Source organism: Dechloromonas sp. TW-R-39-2 (assembly GCF_016864195.1).
In the GTDB taxonomy this organism is placed as follows: Bacteria; Pseudomonadota; Gammaproteobacteria; order Burkholderiales; family Rhodocyclaceae; genus Azonexus.
Genome location: NZ_CP045202.1, coordinates 3,019,346 through 3,043,452 on the forward strand (window position 1 = coordinate 3,019,346; position 24,107 = coordinate 3,043,452).

Consider the following 24,107-nt stretch of genomic DNA (forward strand, 5'->3'; position numbering starts at 1 on the left):
CGCGCTCAACCGGGCGGCCTGTTCGGTGCAGGAGTCTCCGCACCATTGATTTCAGTTGGCTCTTCCGGCCGGTTCGAATCGATCAAAATGCTGACACGACGGTTACGCGCCCGCCCCTCGACCGTCGTATTCGTTTCCAATGGCCGGGTCTCCCCATAACCGATTGCCGTCAACCGCTCGGCACCTACGCCACTGTCATTAAACAAACGCAAAACAGTCGTTGCCCGCATGGCCGAAAGCTCCCAGTTCGATGGAAACTGCGGTGTTGAAATGGGGACATTATCCGTGTGCCCCTCGATCGTGATCGGAAAATCCGTACTAGCCAGCACCTGCGCAATAGCACCCATGGCGGAACTGGACGCGGGCTGCAACTTTGACTGGCCTGCCGGAAAGAGAATGCTGTCGTTGATCTCAATCGTCACGCCACGGCTTGTTTCAAGCAAACGAACCTTGCCTTGTGCGACCAGCGGCTGCAGCGCTTCCATAATATTATTGGCGACATTTTTCATCTTTTGTCGCTGCTGTACTTTTTTCTCTTCAGCCTTGATTTGCTCGGGCAATTTGTCCGGCTTCAGAATCGGGTGCGGAGGAATCGGCGGCGCCCCTTGTATAACGGCAATCGGCTGCCCTCCGACCTCCGCTGTTGAGTTTTTGAAGGCATTGGTCAGCGAATTCGACAAAACCTTGTACTTTCCTTCGTTGACCGAAGAAATCGCGTACATGACCACGAAGAATGCAAACAGAAGGGTTATGAAGTCAGCGTACGAGACGAGCCAGCGCTCATGATTATCATGCTCCTCTTCACGGCGCTTTCTAGCCATTACAACATGTAGCCCTTGAGACGGCTCTCGATGATGCGGGGATTGTCGCCAACAGCAATGCCCACCAGGCCATCGATCAACATCTCCTTGGAAGCAACCATTCGCGCAATGTAGTACTTCAGCTTGCCGGCAATCGGCAAATAGACAAGATTCGCCAATCCAACGCCATAAATCGTTGCCACGAAGGCCACTGCAATGCCGGAGCCCAGCTTGGTGGGGTCGGAAAGATTCTCCATCACATGAATCAATCCCATGACAGCCCCCAGAATACCGATCGTCGGAGAATAACCTCCGGCAGAATCCCATATCTTGGCTGATTGCCGCCATTCGTCCTCGAAGGTGTTGATATCAACCTCCAGCAACTCACGGATATGCTCGGGATCAGCGCCATCGACCAACAACTGAAGGCCCTTTTTCGTGAAGGGGTCCTTGATTCTGGTGATCTGGTTTTCGAGTTGCAGCAATCCCTCCCGACGGGCAATCTGGCTCCACCCCAGAACCTGGTCAAGTACCTGCTTTTGCTCGATCACGGGCGGCACCCACACCCACCTCACCATCTGCATGCCACGCCGAAAGACGGGATAGGGACTTTGTAGAAGAACGGCCCCCAAAGTACCGCCAAGTACAATCATCAAGGCGGTTGGCTGGACAAGAGAGCTAACATGCCCCCCCTCAAGAATCTGTCCACCGACGATTGCAATCAGGCCAATCGCCAGTCCAGCCAGACTGATTTTATCCACGCACCTTCTCCTTGCGCTGCTTTTTCACAGCCGGCAACTGCCCGACAATCTGGCTACGCAAACGCGCCACCGCCTGGCTATGCAACTGACAAACGCGCGACTCGGTGACGCCCATTACTTCGCCAATTTCACGCAAATTGAGATCTTGCTCGTAATACAAGGCCATCATCAATTTCTCGCGCTCAGGCAGGCGCTCAATCGCACCGACAAGCGCTTGCTGAAGACTTTTCTCCTCAAGCAGACTCAGTGGGTCGGCATCGTTATCGGTAAAGTGCCGCTCAAGAAAATCTTCATCGCCTTCACCGGTGAAGTCTTCGAAATAAAGCAGTTGATGACCGCGAGCATCGCCCAGGGTTTTCTGGTAATCCGCCAGCGACATTCCCAGGGCGTCAGCCAATTCGCGCTCGGAAGGTGCACGACCATGCTCATGCTCAAGCTGATTGATCATCGCCTCGATACGCCGTAATTCACGGCGAAGTTGCCGGGGCAACCAATCGTTCTCACGCAGCCCATCAAGCATCGCACCGCGCACCCGCTGGGTGGCGTAGGTCTCAAACTGGGCACCGAAGCCTTCTTCAAAACGGTCGATAGCATCGAGCAGCCCGAGCATGCCGTTCTGGACCAGATCTTCAAATTGGACACTTGCTGGCAAACGGGCCATCAAATGATAGGCGATACGTTTCACCAGCGGCACGAAGCGCTGAACCAGCTGTTCTCTATCTGGCTGCCCGGCAGCGGTATACATTAAGCGCGGAGTACGTTTGGAGTTATGCGTTGGCTCAAGTGTAGCAGTTGCTGGACGAATTGTTCGACCCCGCCCCCCTCGCGCTCACCACGCTGCCAATAAAGAAGATCGGCGGCAATATCCCGGAATGCAGAAGCCGCATCCGAATTGGGAGCTTGAACCAGCACCGGACGACACAACTGAGCGGCTTGTCGCAGGGATTCATCAAGCAATATCGCCCCCGCGTACTCAAGTTGGGCAATCCCGCGCTGCGCCGTCACCTGCGCAATATTATCGAAAATCGAGCGGGCATCCGGGTAGCTGCGCACCTTGTTCACCAGGATTCTGAAATGCTTGCGCGCGAAGGCATGGCTGACTTTTTTAATCAAGGAATAGGCCTCGGTAATTGATGCGCTATTGCCTGAAAGAACCACCACCGCCTCCTGCGAAGCCAGACCAAAAGGTGAAAACCCATGCGGATGGGCCATGCTGGCATCGACCAGAATGACATCGATTGGTCGCTCAAGACCGGACAATGCATCGAGCAGATTCTGCTGCTGGGCAAGCGACAAGCGGCCCAGTTTGGCCGCAGCCTTGGCTGCAGGCAGAACTCGCAAGCCGACCATCGGCTGGAGCAGAACCTGCTGCAGCGGCAGCTCTTTCTGAACCACGTTGATCAGATCAAAACGTGCACTCAAGCCGAAAGCCGATGCAATGTCATCACGCGACGAATGCTCGTCGATGATCATCACTTCCTTGCCCAATCGAGCCAATGCAGCACCGATATTGGCGACGGCCACACTGCGCCCGACCCCCTCACAGCCCGCCACGAAAGTAACCACCTGAAGTTGGCCACCGCCAAACAGCCGGCGCAAACCGGCCGCCTGATCAACCCGAAAATCAGCCACGATGCCCACCTGCCGCAACCTGAGATGCATTGGCCATCAGCAGGGCGGGTTCAACACCATCGTATTTATGGGCTGAAGTTTCCGGAACGTCCTTGAATGCCCGATGCACCAGGTAGCCACGATTTGGCAAATGCAGGTCTTCTGGAACACGCTGGCCATTTGAGACATAGTGAAGACGTAGACCGTGACGCATGATCACATCAAGTGGCGTTGCCAGGCTGGCAGCCTCATCGATCTTGGTCAGGATGCAACCAGCCAACTTGTCGCCCTCGTAAGCGTGCACCACATCATCCATGGTATCGCCACGCGATGTTGCCGATAGCAGCAGCAGGCGCTGGACATCACAGCCGGCCAGCATGTCGGTCAGCTCGGGCACCAGCTTGTCCTTCTGGCTCATCCCCATGGTATCGACCAGGACCATATGCTTGTGCTGCAGCTCCTTCAGTGTCTGACGAAGCTCGCCGGCATCCTTGACGAGGTAGACCGAGACACCCAGGATGCGGCCGTAAATCCGCAACTGCTCATGAGCACCAATCCGGTAGCCATCGGTTGTCACCAAGGCCACCTTGCTCGGACCATGGCGTAGAACGCAACGTGCAGCAAGCTTGGCCGTTGTGGTTGTTTTGCCTACACCGGTGGGGCCCACCAGCGCATAGACACCACCGCGATCAACGATATCCGCCTCGGCGCCAATCGTCATCAACGAACGGTCTGCCGCACCCTTGACCCAGGCCATGGCCTGAACCTCATTCATTTCGCTCGGCAAATCGGCAAGGATATCGCGCGAAAACTGCGGAGAGAATCCTGCATCCAGCATTTGCCGCATCACATCCGTTTTCACCGGTTGCGAACGCGCGGTTTCACCCCAGGCAATGCCCGCCAAATGCTGTTCAACAATTTTGCGCAGCGAGCGGATTTCATCCATGACTTCCTGAGGAATGATTTCAGCCTCGGCACGGCGCGGCGCAGCCATCATCGGTGCTGGCTCTGGCATGCGCGGTGACTGATTAAGCTGCGGCTGCTCATTTGTCGCTGGCTGCGGCTTGGCTGTTTCCAGATTGCGCAGCGACCCGGTTCGCGGAATTCCTGCATTGACCAGCCCGGCATGGCGCGTTGTCGAAGAAACCGGGGCTTGCGGACGGTTGACCGCAGCAGGCTGAACGGCAGGGCGTGGCTGGCTGAAATTGGTGATCTGGGCGCGAGCCGAAGTCAAGGCAACGCGATAGTCGTCATCAGCACTCATCGCCGGAGCCGGTGCAGGACGACGTTCGACCGGAGTCGAGTCGGCGACCTGGGTTGGCACAATCATGGCCATATCGCGCGCAGCGACAGCCATGATCTCAACCCCCCCAGGAATTCCTCGATTCGAAAGAATAATCGCATCGTTACCGAGCGTCTCCTTGACCTTTTTCAAGGCATCTCTGGCATTAGCCGCGATAAATTTTCTTACGTTCATGTCTTACCTCCGATGATCGAGGTCACCTTGATAATTCGATTTTCTGGAACTTCGTTATGTGCCAGCACCTTCAACTGAGGCACGGTGCGGCGCAAAAAGCGGGAAAGGAGTACGCGCAAGCTCAGCGGGACAAGCAGAACCGCCGGCAAGCCAAGCGCTTCCTGACGCTGAGCGGCAGAAGCCGTCTCGCGCACCAGGGTATCGGCCAGCCCCGGCTCGAAACTGGTGTTTTCCGAGTTGCCGGCAACGGCCTGCGAAAGGAGACGCTCAAGCGTTGGATCAAGCGACATCACCTGCATTTCGCCGGCGCCGGGGAAAAGCTGCTGGACAATGGCGCGTCCCAAAGCGCTGCGAACCTGAGTTGTCAAATCATCAGCACTCTGCGTGCGCAGCGCATGTTCGGCGATGGTTTCGATGATTGTCCGCATATCGCGGATATGGACGCCTTCTTCGAGCAAATTCTGCAGAATTTTCTGTAGCGTGCCGAGCGGAATCAACTTGGGCACCAAATCCTCGACCAGCTTCGGTATTTCCTTCGTCAGATGGTCGATCAGTTGCTGCACTTCCTGACGTCCCAGCAACTCGGCAGCGTGCGTCAGGATCAAATGATTCAGGTGCGTTGCGACCACCGTCGACGAATCAACGACGGTGTAGCCATAGGCTTGAGCCTGATCGCGCTGACTGGAGTCAATCCACACAGCCGGCAAGCCAAAGGCCGGATCCTTCGTCACCGTCCCGTTGACCGTGCCGGCTACACGTCCCGGATTGATTGCCAGGTATTGCCCGGCATATGCCTCGCCCTGCCCGACTTCAACACCCTTCAACAAGATGCGGTAAACGTTGGGCTTCAGCTCAAGGTTGTCGCGAATATGGACTGGCGAAACCAGGAAGCCCACTTCCTGAGCAAATTTCTTGCGAATCCCGCGAATGCGCCGAAGCAATTCGCCATCCTGCGACTTGTCGACCAGGGGAATCAGGCGATAACCAACTTCCAGACCCAACACATCGAGCGGCGCCACATCATTCCAGCTGGCATCGGTCGACTCTTGAACCGGTGCAGGAGCCACAGGCACCGGCGTTTCGGCAATTTGTTTCTGGGTTTTCTGCATCCGCCAGGCAAACCAGCCCAAACTGGATGCCAGCATCAAAAAGACCATATTCGGCATTCCCGGAATCAACCCCAGGAAACCGACAATGGCTGCAGTAATGCCGATTGCCTTGGCATTTCGGAACATCTGCCCCATCACCTGCTGACCGATATCCCGGTCATCGGATACACGGGTCACCACCATACCGGCAGCAATCGAAATGATCAGCCCCGGTATCTGCGCCACCAAACCATCGCCGATAGTCAGCAAAGTATAGTTTTTGGCTGCCAGCGCAAAATCCATATTGTGCTGCGCAACCCCGACGATCAGACCGCCGATGACATTGATCAGCATGATGACAATGCCCGCAACGGCATCGCCACGCACAAATTTCGAAGCACCATCCATCGAACCGTAAAACTCGGCTTCGCGAGCAATATCGGTCCGCCGCTTGCGGGCATCCTCTTCACCAATCAGGCCGGCATTAAGGTCGGCATCAATCGCCATCTGCTTGCCCGGCATCGCATCAAGGGTAAAACGTGCGGACACCTCAGCCACACGCCCTGCGCCCTTGGTGATCACTGTGAAGTTGATCACCACAAGAATCAGGAATACGACGATCCCAACAGCAAAATTCCCGCCGACCAGGAAGTGGCCAAATGCCTCAATGACCTTGCCTGCCGCATCCGGTCCGGAATGGCCATGCAGCATCACCACGCGTGTCGATGCCACATTTAGCGACAAGCGCAACAGGGTGGTCACCAGAAGCACCGTCGGAAAAACAGAAAAATCGAGGGTTTTCTGGGTGTTGACCGCGACAAGCAATACCAGGACCGAGATGGCGATATTGAAAGTAAACAGCACATCCAGAGCGAACGCCGGCAATGGTAGAACCATCATCGCCAGTATCATCAAAATGAGGATAGGCGCAGCCAGTTGGGTCACATTCAGCCGACTCAACATACCCTGCATGCTGACTGATGTCGTGGAGGCCATTTACGCAGCCTCCGGGACAAGTTCTGGCGGCACTGGCAGATTGCGCGGCGGAACAGGATAAGTGCCGCCCATCTGACGCCAGCCGGCAAGCTGATAGACATAAGCCAAAACCTCCGCAACTGCGTTATACAGGGCGGAGGGAATTTCGCTATCGATCTCGGCATGTTTATAGAGTGCGCGAGCCAGAGGCGGCGCCTCAAGCATGAGAACGGCATTCTCCGCCCCCAAGGATTTTATTTTTTGCGCGATGGGCCCCATCCCCTTGGCAACCACCTTGGGAGCCCCCATCCCGCTCTTGTAAGACAGCGCCACTGCGTAGTGGGTCGGATTGGTCACGATCACATCAGCCTGAGGGACTGCGGACATCATCCGCTTTCTTGCAGCCTGCATCTGGAGACTGCGAATACGCCCCTTGACCTGAGGATCGCCCATCATCTCCTTCATTTCCTGCTTGACCTCTTCCTTGCTCATCTTGAGCTTTTCGAAGTACTGCCAAAGCTGGAAAGGCACATCAGCCGCAACAACCACAATGAGCGCCGCCACAAAAACCAGGAACGAGAACGAAATCAGATTGCCGGCATGAGCCAGGCCGGCATCCAGAGGCTGGGCAAGCAAGCCGAATATCTCGTCACGCTCACTCCAGATCAACATGACGGCGACGCCCCCAACCAAGCCTGCCTTGACCACAGCCTTACCCAGCTCCATCAAGCTGTTCCAGGAAAACATCCGGCCAAACCCGGTGATTGGGCTCAAGCGGTTCAAATCGGGCGCGATGGCCTTGGGCGCAAAGACCCAGGCGTTAAGAAAGAATGGCGGCAAGACCGCGGCCAGCAAGAGGAGCCCAAGCAAAGGGGAAAATGCCCAAAAGGCATCGCCGGAAATATCGGCCAGACGCGGCAACATCTGGCTGGGCTCAAGCATGAAGCGAGGCTCGACCGAAAGTGCTTTTTTAGCGATCACCATGGAACGCTGCATGAACCAGCCGCCCATCATCCAGAATGCTGCCGCAGCGACAATCAGAACAAGAAAAGTACTGAGTTCACGGGAATGAGGGACCTGACCCTGCTCGCGGGCCTGCTCGATTCGCCTACCAGTAGGCTCTTCTGTTTTATCGAGGTCGCTCTCTTCCGCCATAGCCGTTTTCGGGAGTTGTTCCGGCTATTATAGAAAAAAACTAGAATAATTAAAGGGGTACGTGCGTTTATTTAGCTTGTTTCTTAGGTGCCACTCGCAAGCACATGACAACAGAGTTAACTTTCAAAAAAGAAAAGAGGGGGCAAGCCCCCTCTCAACCCGTTGACTGCAAACGAAAATCAGGCGAAGCCGAGCATTTTCGCCCCGGAAACAAGATCGCTTCCCTGTCCCAGATCAGACAGCAATTCTTTCATGTCAAGAATCAGCACAATCTGCCCATTTGAAAGCGTCGTCACCCCAGCCACACCCTTCGGACGGAAATCCTCAAGCGACTTGATCACAGCATCGTCACGACCAGCAAAGCTATCAACCCCCAGGATGAAGCTACGCTCCGCCGTCTGCATGAAAACTCCATACTCAGGCGGCTGCTCAAGCGGCCAACGCAGCAGACGAGCCAGAGAGATCACCGGAAGAACTTCGCCGCGGACGACCAAAGTCTCTTTCCCGCCAACCTCTTGAATACGATTTTGCTCGATCGGCAAAATTTCACGAACCAGGGATAGCGGAAGGGCAAATGGCTGATCGCCAAGCAAAACCAACAGCACAGGCAGAATTGCCAGGGTCAGCGGCAGGGAAATAATGAATACGGAGCCCTTGCCTGGCTCTGAACGGATTTCAATAGATCCGTTGAGCTTCTGGATATTGGTTTTAACCACATCCATCCCGACGCCTCGCCCGGAGACATCCGAGATCTGCGACTTGGTCGAGAAACCTGGCAGGAAAATCAGATTCAAACTCTGGCGCTCGTCCAGCGTGTTGGCATCTTCCTCGGAGATCAAACCCTTCTCGACCGCCTTGGCACGAATACGCTCGGCACTCATCCCCTTGCCGTCATCGGCAATGATCAGAACGATGTGATCGCCCTCTTGGCGCGCCTCCAAGCGTACCAGGCTCTTGACGGGCTTGCCCGCAGCCTGGCGCTCAGCAGGCATTTCAACACCGTGATCCACTGCATTGCGGATCAAGTGGATCAAAGGATCGGCAAGATCCTCGATCATTGTCTTGTCGACCTCGGTCTCCTCACCAGCCAGCACGAGCTCGACATCCTTACCCAATTGCCGGGCCAAATCACGGGCAATACGCGGATATTTCTGGAACAGGCGACCAATCGGCTGCATCCGGGTTTTCATGACCGAGTTCTGCAGATCCGAAACCAGCAGATCCAGCTGGCTTACAGCCTGATCCAGCGCATGCAGAGTTTCCGAGTCATTTTTCCCGGCAAGAATATCTGCGCGCAGGCTGGTCAATCGATTCTTGGTCAGCCCAATTTCACCCGAAAGATTCAGCACCTGATCAAGGCGTGACGTATCGACACGGATCGTATTTTCCCGACCGCGCTCCTCTGTTCGACGTGCAGAAGTAGGCTGCCCGCCCGGCTTGTCTGTTGTTCTCCGCCCGAAAGCAGACGGCGCAGTTGCAGCTACAGCTGTATCCACAACCGGTGTAACAATCAATTGATCGGCAGCAGCCTTTGCCTCACCTTCTGCTTTGGTAATAACCTCAGTAGAAGAGGACGAAGGAGCCTGCCCGGTCACTGCTGCATGCAAAACATCCCAGTCCGGTTCGCCGGAAACGGCTTGCTGAACAGGGGGCGGAGCAGCCACGGCAGGTGCTGCAGCAGCAGGAGACACAGGCCCATCACCCGTCAGCGCACCTTGCAGGGCCGCGATCACAGACGCATCGGCTGGCTGCGGCTGGACCATCTGCCCCAACTCACCAAACATGTCGCGAACACCCTTGGTAGCGGCCATGATGACGTCCATCAATTCGGCCGTCAGTTCAAGCTCACCGTTGCGCAGGCGATCGAAGAGGTTCTCCGTCAGGTGGCACAGCGTCACGAGTTCAGCCGCATTCAGAAACCCTGCGCCCCCCTTGACGGTATGAAACCCTCGAAAAATATCATTGAGCAGACCCCGGTCATCAGGCATTTTCTCAAGATCAACCAGCTTGTTATCCACATCTGACAACAAGTCATAAGCCTCCTGCAGGAAATCCTGCAGAAGATCTTCCATTCCCGTAAAGTCGCTCATCTTCGACCTCCCCTCAGAAACCGAGGCTATCCAGCAAATCGTCAACCTGTTCCTGGTTGACCACGACATCAGTACGGCCATCGGCATTGATTACCGGACCGTTCATCAGATTATTCACTTCATCGGTACGCTTGGTGTCAGGCAAAACCTCAATCAACACCCCCATCAGACCCGACTCAAGCTCTTGAGCAAGTGCAACAATCTTCTTGATAACCTGCCCGGTCAGATCCTGAAAATCCTGGGCCATCATGATTTCAGTTAGCTGCGCATGCGTCGCCTTGGCTTTCTGCGGCAACTGCTCATTCAGAAAAGCACGGGTTTCCACCGACAATTGGCGGAACTCGTCGGTTCCCAGTTGATTGGCAAAAGCCTTGTCCCAGCGCACGCCGAGTGCCTGTGCGGAGTTGTCGATATCATCAACAATCGGACAAGCAATATCGGTTGCATTCAGCACACGGCAGGCTGCCTGCTCTGTCAAATTGGCCACGTAAGCCAATCTGTCCTTTGCATCAGGCAGAGCCGATACGGTTTTTTCGATCAGCTTGTCGTAACCCAGCATTCCGAGCGTGTCATGCAATGCTCGCGCCATATGCCCGATGCGATTAAAAACCGCTTCCTGTTGCGTCCAGCCCTCTCCTGAATTGACAGCCGCGTCGACCGTAGGAGCAGCCTCTGGAGCAGCCAGCTCAGCTTCGGCAGCCACACTATCAAACAATGCCTGCAGATCATCACTGTCATTTACAGCCGGAGACGTTGCTACCGGCGCCGGCTTGGCTGCCGGTGCGAAATCAGCTGCAATCGAATCAAAAAGAGCTTCCAGATCATTGGAGTCGTTGGTGGCAGTCATGATTTCCTCTTAGGCTTGGCCCATTTTCTCGAAAATCTTGTTCAATTTTTCCGAGAGAGTTCCTGCCGTGAAAGGCTTCACGATGTAGCCGCTCGCACCGGCCTGAGCCGCTGCAATGATATTTTCCTTCTTCGCCTCTGCCGTAATCATCAAAACAGGCAAGTGCTTGAGATTAGGTGTCGCACGAATTGTCTGAAGCAAGGTCAAGCCGTCCATATTCGGCATATTCCAGTCTGTAACCACAAACTCGAACCCGCCAGCCTGCAATTTTTGCAGGGCGATCGCACCATCTTCTGCTTCATCAACATTGGTGAAACCCAATTCTTTCAACAGGTTTCGTACAATTCGACGCATGGTGGAAAAATCATCCACCACCAGAAATCTCATTTTCGGATCAGCTGCCATGCAGTACTCCAGAATTATCGTTTGTTATCGTTCAATCAGCGGACGCAACGTATCAGCAAGCGCCTCAGCATCAAATTTTGCGACATATGCATCCACGCCCACCGATTTTCCCATCGCCCGATTGGCTTCGGATGACAAGGAAGAATGCATGACGACCGGCACCCCCTCAAAACGGGGATCGGATTTGATATTTTTGGTCAGGACGTAACCGTCCATCTCTGGCATTTCTGCATCCACCAGGATCAAGCGAATTTCATCACGGATATTGCCTCCGATCTGATTCGCATGCGCTGCAATCCCCTGCAAGCGAGTCCAAGCCTCAAGGCCATTGGTTGCATGCTTGTGCCGAACCCCGAGTTTATCGAGCACTTCGGAAATTTTCCGACGGGCAACAACAGAATCATCAACGAAAAAGACGCTGGTATCCGGATCAACACGGGCTGGCGTGATATCGACAATCATTGCTTCGCCAAAAGCATTTGCCAGAATCTGTTCGACGTCGAGAATAGAAACCAGATTGCTTCCATCCAGCTCGATGACCGCAGTAATCAAGCCCTGATTGGCCGTCAGCACGCTTTCCGGCGCCTTGACGCGCTCCCAGTCGACCCGAATGATCCGGTCAACTTCGTGCACCAGAAATCCTAAAGTTCGCTTCGAATACTCGGCAACCATCATTGTCTTGCCAAGACCGGGTGGCACGCCATCCAGTTGCATGAACGGTGCAAGAGAAAGAACCGGGATCACGTTGCCGCGAAGGGAAATCAGGCCCTCCACACCTCGCGGCATATTCGGTGTTTTGGTAATCCTGGGGGTGCGACCGACTTCGCGCACCTTGAAAACGTTAATACCAAATATCTCTCGCGTTCCGAGAGAAAAAAGCAGTATCTCCATTTTGTTGGAGCCAGCAAGACGAGTGCGCGCATCGACGCTGTCGAGCAGATTTTTATTTTCAACGAGATTCATGGTCAACTCCCGCTATCGCTCAGCCTGCCTTGACCGGCGAGGTAAGGCCAGTCAGGCGACGCGCCAACGTTTCCGACAAACGCTGAGGCTCGAATTTTGGAACATATTCATCAACACCGACCGACAAGCCCAATTTCTGGTTTGACATCCCGGAGAGAGACGAATGCATCACTACGGCAACGCCGTTGAAACGAGGATCCGACTTGATTTTCTTGGTCAGGATATAGCCATCCATTTCAGGCATTTCGATATCGGTCAGAACCAGATTTATGATTGATGAGACGGGCTTGCCAACAGACAAGGCGTACTTTGCCACCTTGTCCATCTCCTCCCACATCTGGCGGCCGTTGACGGCACTGATGCCCTTGACCCCCATGGCCGACAGCGTTCGCTCAATCTGCTTGCGCGCCACACTGGAGTCATCGCAGTAAAAAACCGTGCAATCAGGCCGATCAAGTGGAACAACGCCTCTGAACATGATTTCATTATCGATGCTCGTCGTCTCCGAAAGCACCTTTTCCACATCCATCATCATGACCAGACGATTGTCATCAAGCTCGGTCACGGCTGTTACCAAACCACCCGTTTGCGCCATCAGCATCTCGGGAGGCACACGCATCTTGCTCCAGTCGAGACGAAGAATGGTATCAACCCCTTCGACAAGGAAGCCCTGCGTGTGGCCGTTATATTCAGTCACGATCATGATTTCACGCGGCGTATCGGCGGAAATCCCCGAGTACTTGGCAAGGTCGATGACCGGGACCAGTACACCGCGCAAACTAACCATCCCCTCAACGGAAGACGGCATTTCCGGAGCTGCGGTGATCAGCGGCGTACGCATCACCTCCCGGACTTTGAATACATTGATTCCGTAAGTTTCCCGACGCCCGGTTCGTTGATCGACACCGAGGAAAAAAAGGAGAATTTCAAGCTTGTTTGTCCCCGCAAGCTTTGTTCTAGCGTCAATATTCTTAAGCAACTCTGACATTTCTATCCCCTCGCACGTCGTGCGTTCTACTTCTTGGTCCGGCTATTGTACCGAGGCAACAACCCAGTCACCCCACTGCCAGCAAGGACCATTTGGCGACACTCTCCACAGGGAGATCGTATCGACGCATCCTACCTCATCGGCCCAACAAAGCGATACTTTAGGAAATATGGAACAATTTACCAAAATTAGCAATATCGAGAACCTGTTTTACATTCCCACGTACGCCGATCAAGGCAACCTCTTTATTTGCACCACCCAGCTTGTCGCGCAGCATAAGCAACATGCCCAGAGCAGAACTATCCAGATAGTCCACGCCTGAAAAATCAACCGTCACAGAACGAACTGCAGCATCTGCTACCAAAGGTTCGTAGGCTCCGCGAAATTCACGGTGAGTATTGAAATCGAATCGACCAGTCAATTTCAGGATGGCCTTGCTGCCTTCCTTGCTAACGTTTGCTTGCATGTGACTTCCTGTCTGGATAGAAATTTAACGACACTCAGTTTAATACTTTAGCCATAGACGGCAAACACGACAATCAGATTAGCGCGAAACGGCCTGCAGCACACGTTTAGCCATGTCATCAAGGCTGCATTGCTCCTCAACCGCACCAACCACGAATGCCTCACGCGGCATGCCATAAACCACACAACTGGCTTCATCCTGCCCAAAGGTCCTGGCCCCGGCCTGGCGCATGCGCAACAGCCCTTGAGCACCGTCCTTGCCCATTCCCGTCAAAATCACGCCGACCGCCTGCCGCCCAACCAGGCTGGCAGCGGAATCGAACAAGACATCGACAGATGGCCTGTGTCGATTGACCGGAGGCGTCGCCTGCAACTCAGTGACGTAGCCCGATGCAGACCGGCGAATCTGCAGATGAGAATGTCCCGGAGCAATGTAGACCGTGCCCCCCTCAATTTTTTCGTTTCCTTGCGACTCAAGTATGCGCGGTGCGCACAAGCCATCCAGGCGACGAGCGAATGAAGCCGTAAACGCCTCTGGCATATGCTGGACAATCAGGATGGGCGGACAATCGGCAGGAATTCCCATGAGGAACTCCTTGAGCGCTTCCGTACCACCGGTCGACGCCCCGACAAAGATGATTTTGCCACTTGCCACAGCACGAGCCAGCGGTGCGGGCGATGCTGCGGGCAGCGCCGTAGCGGTCAAAGGCGGGCGCGGAATACTCTGGCGACGTAGTCGAGCACCTTTGGCCGCCCGAATCTTGTCGACGAGTTCCTCGGCATAATCCTCCATACTTTTCATACCGTCCGCACGTGGTTTACCAATAAAATCAACGGCCCCAAGTTCGAGTGCCTTCAGTGTCGAATTTGACCCGGCTTCGGTATACGCTGAAACCATGACCACCGGCATTGGCCGCAAACGCATCAACCGCTCAAGAAATTCAAGCCCGTCCATCTTGGGCATCTGGACATCCAGCGTCAGCACGTCGGGATTGAGGACCTTGATCATCTCCCGCGCCGACGGCGCATCGGGAGCGGCGCCGACAACCTGCATGTCCGGTGCCGAATTGATCATTTCTGTTAACAGCCCCCGCATCAGTGCAGAGTCATCAACCACCAAAACCCGAGTCTTCATCGGCATGAATCCAGCAAAATATAGTCAATAGTCATGAAAAAATCTTGGCATTTCAAATAAACAACTCGACATCGCCCTCAACCTTCGAAACAGAGAGACGGTCCTTGTAGTCACGCTCCCGGCTAAACAGGGTTTCGTTATGGACGCGATGCAATTTCTTGACAAGAACTTTGCCAGTTTTCGGAAAATAGTAGACTTTACGCGGGTATGAATCCAGCAAATCCTTTGCCACGACAGGGATTTTTTCTGTTTTCAAATATTCAAGAACAAACTCGGCATTCTTGGCCCCCACATTGCTGCTGGCCAAACTAGCCAAGACAGCCCCCCCGCCGAAAACCTTGGCTTCGAGACGATTCCGCCGGGCCCCCATCTTGAGCAGATGGTTGATCAGAACCTCCATGGCATAGGTCCCGTAGCGAGCCGATGCACCAACCGTATCGCGGCCGCCGTCATCCGGCAGCATGAAGTGATTCATCCCGCCCACCCCAGAATCCGCATCCCGGATACAAGCGGCAACGCAGGAGCCCAATACGGTCACGAGCAAAATGCCCGTAGCAGAAACAAAATATTCACCGGGCAGAATTTTCGCAGCATCCGCCTGAAAATTCCGGTCGTAGTAGCGGTTGGTTGCTAGATGTTCATCATAAGCGTGCTGCACTTTTATCCCTCGATCTACTTCGGCTTCGCCAGGGCGTAGACGGTTTTTCCGAGCGACTTGAACAAATCAGCCGCATGCAAAAAACTTTCCGAGTGACCTGCAAACATCAATCCATCCGGCTGCATCATCGGAGCGAAGCGCGCCAGAATTTTGTATTGGGTCGGCTTATCGAAATAGATCATCACATTCCGGCAGAAAATAATGTCCAGCGGCCCTCGCACAGGCCAGTTCGGCTCCAGCAGATTGACACGCTGAAACTCGATCATCCGCTTCAATTCGGGACGAACGGCGACACTTCCCTCCTGGCTGCCGGTTCCGCGCAGGAAGAATTTGCGCAGCCGCTCGGGAGAAATTTTATCAACGCGATCAAGGGGATAGATGCCTTTCTGAGCCGTGGCAAGTACATTGGTATCGAGATCCGACGCAATGATCGAGACGTGCGAAGCATTGGCACCAAAAGTCTCGGCAACCGTCATGGCAATCGAGTAGGGCTCTTCCCCGGTCGACGCAGCAGAACACCAAACTTTGATTGGGCGCTTGGTACCGAGCTTCTGCAGATGTTCGGCAAAAATCGGAAAATGATGCGGCTCACGGAAGAAGGAGGTCAAATTGGTCGTCAGTGAATTGACGAAGCGCTCCCATTCATCGCCCCCGTTTTTCTCCAACGCATCGAGATACTCGGCGAAGCTCGGTTTGCCTGTCGCACGAAGGCGGCGGGCAAGCCGCGAATAAACCATGTCCTGTTTGACTGGCGACAACGAAATACCGGCATGTTGATAAATAAGTTTCCGGACACGTTCAAAATCTGTCGAGGAAAAACTGAACTCGCGCAGCCCCTGCTCCCTGCTGCCCAATACCTTGGCTGATGAGAGCTCCGGCTTGGCAAGCGGAGGTAATGGTTTTCTCAGATCGACCATGACTAAAACTCTTCCCATTCATCATCCAGCGTTGCCGGCAGTGCGGTCGGTTTCTTGCCCCCGAGACGCTCATTTGGAGCCTGTTGGGGACGCGACGCACGCTGAGCGGGCGCTTCTTCGCGTCGGACCATCTTGGCGCCCTCTGTCAAACGGAACACAGAAACGGCCTGGGACAGGCTATTTGCCTGCTCTTCCAGGCTTTCTGCTGCGGCAGCCGCCTCTTCAACCAAAGCCGCATTTTGTTGCGTAACTTCATCCATCTGGCTGACAGCAAGACTGACCTGCTCGATCCCGGAGCTTTGCTCGCGGCTGGCATCCGAAATATCGGCCATGATCTTGGCTACACGCTTGATGCTTGAGACGACCTCTTCCATTGTGCGCCCGGCCTGATCAACCAGCTTGTTGCCGGTTTGAACCTTTTCGACGGAATCGGAGATCAGTCCCTTGATTTCTTTGGCCGCAGCCGCACTGCGCTGAGCCAGGTTACGAACCTCTGTCGCGACGACGGCAAAGCCACGCCCTTGCTCACCGGCACGCGCCGCCTCGACGGCCGCATTCAAGGCAAGAATATTGGTCTGGAAGGCAATGCCATCAATCACGCCGATGATATCGGCAATTTTGTGACTGGACTGGTGGATGGCACTCATCGTTTGCACAACCTGGCTAACGACCTCACCGCCCTTGACCGCAACCTGCTGTGCATTGCTGGCCAGTTCGTTGGCCTGCCGCGAATTATCCGCATTCTGCTTCACCGTGCTGGTGATCTGCTCCATGCTCGATGCGGTTTCTTCCAAACTGCTGGCCTGCTCTTCTGTCCGGCTGGAAAGATCCTGATTGCCACTGGCAATTTCCTTGGCTGCCGTATTGATCGCATCCGTTGCCAGCATGATCTGTTCAACGATCTCCCGCAGACGGCTCACCGTGAGATTGGCATCGTCCTTGAGCTGCCCGAAAGTCCCTTCGTAATCTGCCGCAATTGTTTTCGTCAAATCACCTTCGGCCATGGCGGAAAGAACGCGAACCACATCCTCCAAGCCGTTCTGACTGGTTTCGACCAAGCGGTTCAAATCGTTGGCCAGGCGCAAAAAGAAACCATTTTTGCCGTCGACCGCAACACGACGACTGAAATCGCCGCGCGAAGCACCGCTGACGATATCGGCAACCTCATCCTCAACCGCCACCTCGGCTGTCCGGTCGACCCACTCGACGGCATAGCCAAGACGCTGGTTACGCTCGTTGATGACCGGCGTCACCGCCAGCGAGAAAGTCCGCCCACCCAGCTTGATTGACGCCCGATGAGTACCGCTCAGCTTATCCAGCATTCCGCGCTGGTGGGCCGGGCTCTTGTGGAAAATATCGATATTGCTGCCCATCAGCGTTGACCGCGAGAACTGCGGCAAGTCCTTGCGAATATCACTCTCGGCCACGGCAAACATTTCATGTACCGCACGGTTCATGTAGATGATGTTCAATCCATCATCCGCAATCATCACGTTGGTTGCCACGTTATCCAGACCAATCTTGATACGAAGATTTTCTTCGCTGACACGATTGGCCTCGGCAACATCACATCCAAGCTTGATCTGCATTGACTGCATGGCTTGCAGCACTTTGCCGACGTCATCATTCCGGTTGAAATCGAATTTGTTGTAATACTCCCCCGCGGCAATCTTGCGGAAGGTATCGGTCACCAACTGCAGCGGCTGGACCAACCCGCCAGCCACCGAGTTCAGGATTCCAAAACCAAGAACTGCGGCAACGACGGCAATGATTGGCGCAGCAACACCGATTTGCCCACCGGCAAAACCGAGGACAAGCAGTGCGGCGACCATCACGAGGCCGGCAAGATTAAGCTTGGTCGAGACGGGCATGTCACGGAGCAAAGCTCCAACGCCTTCGCCACCGGAGATGACAGCGCCACGTACGATGCGCTGGCTTCCCTGGCGCTTTTCACGGAACTGGCGATAAATGGCGTCAACCTGCTGAATGACTGCAGGCTCAGCCTTGCGCCGGACCGACATGTAACCGGTCACCTGGCCATTTTCCCAAATAGGTGTGGCATTGGCCTCCACCCAATAGTAATCGCCATTTTTACAGCGATTCTTGACGTAGCCAGTCCAGGGACGGTTCTGCTTCAGCGTATCCCAGAGATCATGAAACGCTTCGACGGGCATGTCGGGGTGACGCACAAGATTATGAGGTTCACCGATCAGCTCAGCTTCTGTAAAACCACTGATCTCGAGAAAGTCACGGTTGATATAGGTAATTCGCCCCTTCAGATCGGTTTTTGAAACGATCAGGGTATCAGGGCGAAGGATGACTTCCTTATCGGTTACCGGCAGATTTGTTCTCATTTTTTCTCCTCGTCACTCTTCTCTCGGATCAAAACTCAGCCCATTCATCGGGCCCACCCTGCGACACCTGATGGGCCGGTGCTTTCTGGGCTGTTTGCTGCAAGCGTACGGGGTTCTTGTGGGATAAAGCCGGGCGAATTGCCGCCGGCGGCGCACGACGAACCTCAGGAACAACGGGGGCCGCAGCCTGGCGATGTCCGGTCAGAGCGAAGACGGACACCGAGCTCATCAGATTACGTGCCTGTTCCTCCAGACTTTCAGCGGCAGCCGCAGCCTGTTCAACAAGTGCTGCATTCTGCTGCGTCATTTCATCCATCTGGCTCACCGCCAGCCCGACCTGATCGATGCCTGAACTTTGCTCACGACTAGCCTCCGAAATATCGGCCATGATGTTGGCAACGCGCTTGATACTGGCCACCACCTCTTCCATCGTGCGTCCAGCCTGATCGACAAGCCGGTTCCCTGTTTCAACCTTTTCAACCGAGTCGGCGATCAGCCCCTTGATTTCCTTGGCTGCTGCAGCACTGCGCTGTGCCAGATTGCGCACCTCGGTTGCCACGACGGCAAAACCTCGTCCCTGCTCGCCGGCACGCGCCGCCTCGACAGCCGCATTCAAGGCCAGGATGTTGGTCTGGAAGGCAATCCCGTCAATTACCCCGATAATGTCGGCGATTTTGCTGCTCGAGCGATGAATCGCCCCCATGGTCTGGACGACCTGGCCAACCATTTCACCGCCCTTGACCGCGATCTGCTGGGCGTTATTCGCCAACTCGTTGGCCTGGCGTGAATTGTCGGAGTTCTGGCGGACAGTCCCGGTCAGTTGCTCCATGCTGGAAGCTGTTTCCTCAAGACTGCTGGCCTGCTCTTCCGTCCGGCTGGAAAGATCCTGATTGCCGGAGGCGATTTCCTGAGCGGCGGTATTAATGGCTTCCGACGCATCCTTGATGGAGAAAATGATCTCCTGAAGGTTGTCGACCGTAGCATTGGCATCATCCTTGAGCTTTCCAAGCATGCCGCGGTAGTCGGTATCAATTTTCTGGGTCAAATCACCGTGCGACATGCGGGTCAACATGGCGCCCACATCACCCAATGCGCGGGAATTTGCCGCCAGCAGATCATTGATGCCTTCCGAGATCTGCTTGAAAAAGCCGGTCATCTTTTCTGCATTCAGACGCTTGCTGAAATCGCCCGCAACCGCATCGGCAATAATGCTCGACACTTCGCTCTCGATTTCCACCTCGGCCGTACGGTCGCGCCATTCGACAACCGTACCGAGACGCTCGGCACGCTCATTCATGATCGGACAAGCAACCAAGCTGAAATACCGCCCGCCAACATGAATTTCAGCGCGATACGTACCTTTCAGCCCGGCCAGCAAGTTCCGCTGATGACTGGGTTGCTTGTGGTAAATATCGAAGTTGGATCCCAGAATTGCATCCGCCCGGAAGTTGGGCAACTCCTTGCGCAAATCGCTTTCGGCCAGGCGCATCATTTCAAGCACTGCTGCATTGCAGTAAATGATCCGGCCATCCGGATCAGCCACCATCACGCTATTCGACGTCACATCCAGCGCCACCTTGATCCGCAAGGTTTCATCTGCGGCAAGACGATCACTTTCAATGCGCGCCTTCAGTTGCACCTGCATTTTCTCGAGCGCGAGCATGACATCCGAAACCTGATCCTTACCCGAAGTATCGATCTGGTTATCCAGCTGCAGCGAAGCCACGGCATCGGCCACCCCCAGAGCACCGGCCAGCGGCTGCGTGATGCTGCGGGTGAAAACGTAGGAAAAAACAGCAATCAAAGCGGTAACCGCCAGCGCCAGAAGGATGAGCAAACGTGAAGTCGACTCGTATGTCTGCTGCGCCTCAACGAAAAGCTGACGCCCCGACTCGCTGTAGTAAACCCGCAGCGCCTCGGCCGCCTGGCTTGCCTTGGCATACGCTGGACGAGTGGTCTTGACGTAAATATCCGCCGCCTGGTCAAAATCCCCTGCGTGCAAGGATTTTGCCGCCTCCAGCAAGCCCTCTTTGATAAAAACAGCCCGCGCCGACTCATATTCAGCGGCCAGCGTCTGCTCCTGCTCGTTCAGTTGCCGGGCTTTGAATTGCGACCAGAGCGCAGTGATCTGGTCACGGTTTTTAGCCACCTGATCCGTGTGCATGGTAATCGGATGATCGTGCTTGACGGCAAGCTTGCCTGCCGGGTCATGCAACAAGGCAGAAACAATCTGCTGGTTGTTTTCAGCCATCAGCGTCTGGATACGCAGGACAATCGCACCGGGCTCCAGTTTTTCGACATAAACGGACTCGGTGGCACGATTCAGGTCACGCATGTAGAACAGCGCCAGTCCGACCAGTACGGCAAACCAGAAGGCCATACTGAGCGCCTGCCAGAATAAACGAGTACCTATTCGCATATTTCTCAACATCATTGCTCCTTGGTAGCCAGTATCAGGCGGCAGCGCTATCGATCAGTTCCATGTCGGCACTGGTCATGAGACGTTCAATATCGGTCACGATCATCATGCGGGAATCCTGCGAAGCAAGCCCGAGAATGTACTTGGTATCAAAACTGCCGGAAAAATCGGGCGCCGGCCTGATCTGGCTTGACGTCAGCGAAATGACATCGGAAACGCTGTCGACCACGACACCAATCACTCGGCCGGCCACATTCAAAATGATCACGACCGTGAAAGGGGTGTATTCGATTTTGCCCAGGTTGAACTTGATTCTCAGGTCAACAATGGGAACGATAATGCCGCGCAGATTAATCACGCCCTTGATGAAGGGGGGTGAATTGGCAATCAAGGTCGGCGGTTCATAGCCTCGAATCTCCTGCACCTTGAGGATATCGATTGCATACTCTTCGCTGCCCAGCGTAAAGGTCAGAAACTCACTGGCAATCAGGTCATCTTCTGCCACCGTCACGCCACCATGTGTCTTCGCTTCCATACGTTGCTCCTTGGTTCAGCCGTCAGCCGGCTTTCTGCATATTCGATTTAGCCATACCGGCAATTGCCGAGACATCAAGGATCAGAGCCACATGGCCGTCTCCCATGATGGTTGCGCCAGACACGCCAGCGACACGCCGGTAATTTGCCTCAAGACTCTTGATGACCACTTGATGCTGGCCAACCAGCGCATCGACAAAAAGCGCCGCTTTTGTCCCATCGGCATCGAGCACGACCATGATGCCCTGCGTGAAATCGCTCCAGCCTGACTTGATGTTGAAGACTTCGTGCAAAACGACCACTGGCAAATATTCGCCACGAACCTGAATGACGCGCGCCTGATTCGACAGGGTTTTGATATCGCCCTGTTGCGGCTGCAAGGATTCGACCACGTAGGAGAGCGGCAAGATATAGGTCTGGTCGCCGACTGCCACAGACATTCCGTCGAGAATGGCCAGCGTCAGCGGCAAACGTACCGTCATTCGCGTGCCGACCCCGAGCATCGACTCGATTTCGACCCGACCGCCCATCGCCTGGATATTGCGACGGACCACATCCATGCCAACCCCACGTCCGGAAACATCAGTGACCTGATCTGCGGTGGAAAATCCAGCCTCAAAAATCAGGTTGAACACTTCAGCATCCGTCATCTGATCGGAAACCTGCAGACCTTTTTCACGCGCCTTGGCGAGAATCTTGTTTCGCGGCAACCCGGCACCATCGTCGCCAACCTCGATAACGATGTTGCCACCCTGATGATAGGCCCGGAGCGTAATGGTCCCAACCGGACTCTTGCCTGCGGCGACGCGCTTTTCCGGCGACTCGATGCCATGATCAAGGCTGTTCCGGATCAAGTGGGTCAGCGGATCGGTAATCCGTTCGATCAGGCTCTTGTCGAGCTCAGTTGTTTCACCGGAAGTTTTCAACTCGACCTGCTTGCCCAGCTTGCCTGACAAGTCACGCACAACGCGAGGAAAGCGCGAGAAGACAAAGGAAATCGGCATCATCCGGATGGACATCACGGACTCTTGCAAATCACGCGTATTACGCTCCAGCTGGGCCAAGCCGTTGATCAGGCGCTCAGGTGCACTTTCCTGCATCTGGGTCGAGGTCTGGAGCAACATTGCCTGGGTAATCACCAGTTCGCCAACCAGATTGATCAGTTGATCAACTTTTTCGATACTGACCCGAATCGATGAGTCGGAAGCCGCCTGAGCACCGCCACCAGTACGTGCTGCGCGGGCGGGTGCTTCAGCAACAGGCTTGGATGCAACCGATGCCACACTCACCGGCTCAATCGCAGGAGTATCGGCGGAGGCTTCAGGGGCCGGCGGAACAAGCGGTTCAAAAAAGCCGAACCCATCACCCTGCTCGGCAACAAGGGGGGCATTAACGACGGATGACGGGACCGGTGCGATCGGCTCAAAAAAGCCGTAACCATCCCCCTCCTCAACGCTGCTCACTACTGGCACAGGAGACTGCGCCGGAAGCGGTTCAAAAAAGCCATAGGAAGCATCGTCGACCGTGACGTCCTGAGAAGGGGATTCGCCAGTTTGATCAAGGGCCTCAAAGAAGCCATAACCTCGATCGTCATCCGGCGCTCCGGGAGAGTCGTCGAAGAAACCAAAGGCCGAAGTCCCGTTATCAGCGACTGACTTGTCTTCAGTAACACGCCAGGCACCGTTATCCGCGATGAAGTCGATCTGATCTGCAAAATCGTCCTGCGCAGATTGAGTGATCAAGCGAAGTTGCCAAAAGCCCACGTTATTTGCGGCGGCGTCCGGACGGACCAAGACTTCCAGCTCTCCGTAACCGCGCAACTCATCAAGAAGATTGACAACCCCCTCGCCGCGGGCAGAAATCTCTGTCGGAACAAACTGGATATCGAAAACGTGCTTGCCTTCGAGTCCTGCGGTCGACGCTGAGTCGACCTTACTTTCTGCCGGCACAGCGACAGGGCCAGACTTTGGCTGAGTCTCTGCGACATTGGCGGAAGGCGGCGCGTCATCAGATGACAATTGGCGCAGACGGGCACAAATCTCTTCAACCGCCTTGGGATCTGTTTCCCCTCGGCCTTGGTGCGCCTCCAGCATCTCGCGCAATTGATCCCCGCACTGCAGGAAGGCATCGACCATATCGGCGCGCAACGCCAACTCCTGCTTCCGAATGCGATCAAGCAGGTTTTCCAGGATGTGCGTCGTTTCAGCCAGATCGGTAAAGCCGAAAGTCCCCGCACTGCCCTTGATCGAATGCGCGGCCCGAAAGATGGCATTGAGTTGCTCGGAATCTGGATTTTCAAGATCCAGATCAAGCAGAAGCGACTCCATTGCCGCCAGATGCTCTGCCGATTCCTCGAAGAACACCTGGTAGAACTGACTCATGTCGATAGCCATGCTACCCCCTCACCACGGCAGCGCCCAACGTCGCGGCCGGAAATCGAATGCAAGGAATACCAGTCAAAGACT

20 protein-coding genes are annotated in these 24,107 nt (G+C 54.9%); all 20 read right to left on the reverse strand.

What is annotated here, in order from left to right; genetic code table 11:
- Positions 1–5: 5 nt before the first annotated feature.
- The 20 genes from motD to cheA all read right to left on the reverse strand — a co-directional run bounded on the left by motD (position 6) and on the right by cheA (position 24,035).
- Positions 6–821 (reverse strand): flagellar motor protein MotD, encoded by an 816-nt coding sequence (gene motD, locus GBK02_RS14615; RefSeq protein ID WP_203467343.1) that lies wholly within the window; start codon positions 819–821, stop codon positions 6–8.
- Positions 821–1,561 (reverse strand): flagellar motor protein, encoded by a 741-nt coding sequence (locus tag GBK02_RS14620; protein WP_203467344.1) that lies wholly within the window; start codon positions 1,559–1,561, stop codon positions 821–823. The genes motD and GBK02_RS14620 overlap by 1 nt, the downstream gene beginning before the upstream one ends.
- Entirely contained in the window at positions 1,554–2,306 is a 753-nt protein-coding gene (locus tag GBK02_RS14625) for an RNA polymerase sigma factor FliA (protein ID WP_203467345.1), read from the reverse strand. Before GBK02_RS14625 ends, GBK02_RS14620 begins: the two co-directional genes overlap by 8 nt.
- Positions 2,306–3,193 carry a MinD/ParA family protein gene (locus GBK02_RS14630; protein ID WP_203467346.1) on the reverse strand — a complete coding sequence of 296 codons (888 nt, stop codon included), beginning with the start codon at positions 3,191–3,193 and terminating at the stop codon, positions 2,306–2,308. Before GBK02_RS14630 ends, GBK02_RS14625 begins: the two co-directional genes overlap by 1 nt.
- Complete coding sequence (gene flhF, locus GBK02_RS14635; protein ID WP_203467347.1) at positions 3,186–4,649, reverse strand: flagellar biosynthesis protein FlhF; 1,464 nt, start codon at positions 4,647–4,649, stop codon at positions 3,186–3,188. The genes GBK02_RS14630 and flhF overlap by 8 nt, the downstream gene beginning before the upstream one ends.
- On the reverse strand, positions 4,646–6,733 hold the full coding sequence (gene flhA, locus GBK02_RS14640; protein WP_203467348.1) for a flagellar biosynthesis protein FlhA: 2,088 nt from the start codon (positions 6,731–6,733) through the stop codon (positions 4,646–4,648). The genes flhF and flhA overlap by 4 nt, the downstream gene beginning before the upstream one ends.
- On the reverse strand, positions 6,734–7,867 hold the full coding sequence (gene flhB, locus GBK02_RS14645) for a flagellar biosynthesis protein FlhB (protein WP_203467349.1): 1,134 nt from the start codon (positions 7,865–7,867) through the stop codon (positions 6,734–6,736).
- A 179-nt stretch (positions 7,868–8,046) separates the two neighbouring features.
- Positions 8,047–9,957 (reverse strand): chemotaxis protein CheA, encoded by a 1,911-nt coding sequence (locus GBK02_RS14650; RefSeq protein ID WP_203469426.1) that lies wholly within the window; start codon positions 9,955–9,957, stop codon positions 8,047–8,049.
- 13 nt (positions 9,958–9,970) lie between these two features.
- A complete protein-coding gene (gene cheZ / locus GBK02_RS14655) occupies positions 9,971–10,804 on the reverse strand; it encodes a protein phosphatase CheZ (RefSeq protein WP_203467350.1) in 834 nt (277 codons plus the stop codon).
- Positions 10,805–10,813: 9 nt separating this feature from the next.
- Entirely contained in the window at positions 10,814–11,209 is a 396-nt protein-coding gene (gene cheY, locus GBK02_RS14660; protein ID WP_203467351.1) for a chemotaxis response regulator CheY, read from the reverse strand.
- Positions 11,210–11,233: 24 nt separating this feature from the next.
- On the reverse strand, positions 11,234–12,172 hold the full coding sequence (locus GBK02_RS14665; protein WP_203467352.1) for a chemotaxis protein: 939 nt from the start codon (positions 12,170–12,172) through the stop codon (positions 11,234–11,236).
- 19 nt (positions 12,173–12,191) lie between these two features.
- Entirely contained in the window at positions 12,192–13,160 is a 969-nt protein-coding gene (locus GBK02_RS14670) for a chemotaxis protein (RefSeq protein WP_203467353.1), read from the reverse strand.
- 160 nt (positions 13,161–13,320) lie between these two features.
- A complete protein-coding gene (locus GBK02_RS14675) occupies positions 13,321–13,626 on the reverse strand; it encodes an STAS domain-containing protein (protein ID WP_203467354.1) in 306 nt (101 codons plus the stop codon).
- 78 nt (positions 13,627–13,704) lie between these two features.
- Positions 13,705–14,760 carry a chemotaxis response regulator protein-glutamate methylesterase gene (locus GBK02_RS14680; RefSeq protein ID WP_203467355.1) on the reverse strand — a complete coding sequence of 352 codons (1,056 nt, stop codon included), beginning with the start codon at positions 14,758–14,760 and terminating at the stop codon, positions 13,705–13,707.
- 52 nt (positions 14,761–14,812) lie between these two features.
- Positions 14,813–15,418 carry a chemoreceptor glutamine deamidase CheD gene (gene cheD / locus GBK02_RS14685; protein ID WP_203467356.1) on the reverse strand — a complete coding sequence of 202 codons (606 nt, stop codon included), beginning with the start codon at positions 15,416–15,418 and terminating at the stop codon, positions 14,813–14,815.
- A 14-nt stretch (positions 15,419–15,432) separates the two neighbouring features.
- Positions 15,433–16,353, reverse strand: coding sequence for a CheR family methyltransferase (locus tag GBK02_RS14690; protein ID WP_371810495.1), 921 nt, complete (start codon positions 16,351–16,353; stop codon positions 15,433–15,435).
- Positions 16,338–18,689 carry a methyl-accepting chemotaxis protein gene (locus GBK02_RS14695; protein WP_203467357.1) on the reverse strand — a complete coding sequence of 784 codons (2,352 nt, stop codon included), beginning with the start codon at positions 18,687–18,689 and terminating at the stop codon, positions 16,338–16,340. The genes GBK02_RS14690 and GBK02_RS14695 overlap by 16 nt, the downstream gene beginning before the upstream one ends.
- 28 nt (positions 18,690–18,717) lie before the next feature.
- Entirely contained in the window at positions 18,718–21,123 is a 2,406-nt protein-coding gene (locus tag GBK02_RS16950; protein WP_371810496.1) for a methyl-accepting chemotaxis protein, read from the reverse strand.
- A 19-nt stretch (positions 21,124–21,142) separates the two neighbouring features.
- The gene (locus tag GBK02_RS14705) at positions 21,143–21,643 is read right to left on the reverse strand and encodes a chemotaxis protein CheW (RefSeq protein ID WP_203467358.1); all 501 of its coding nucleotides are present in this window, start codon (positions 21,641–21,643) and stop codon (positions 21,143–21,145) included.
- 22 nt (positions 21,644–21,665) lie between these two features.
- Positions 21,666–24,035, reverse strand: a complete 2,370-nt coding sequence (gene cheA / locus GBK02_RS14710; RefSeq protein ID WP_203467359.1) for a chemotaxis protein CheA — start codon at positions 24,033–24,035, stop codon at positions 21,666–21,668.
- Between the last annotated feature and the right edge of the window lie 72 nt (positions 24,036–24,107).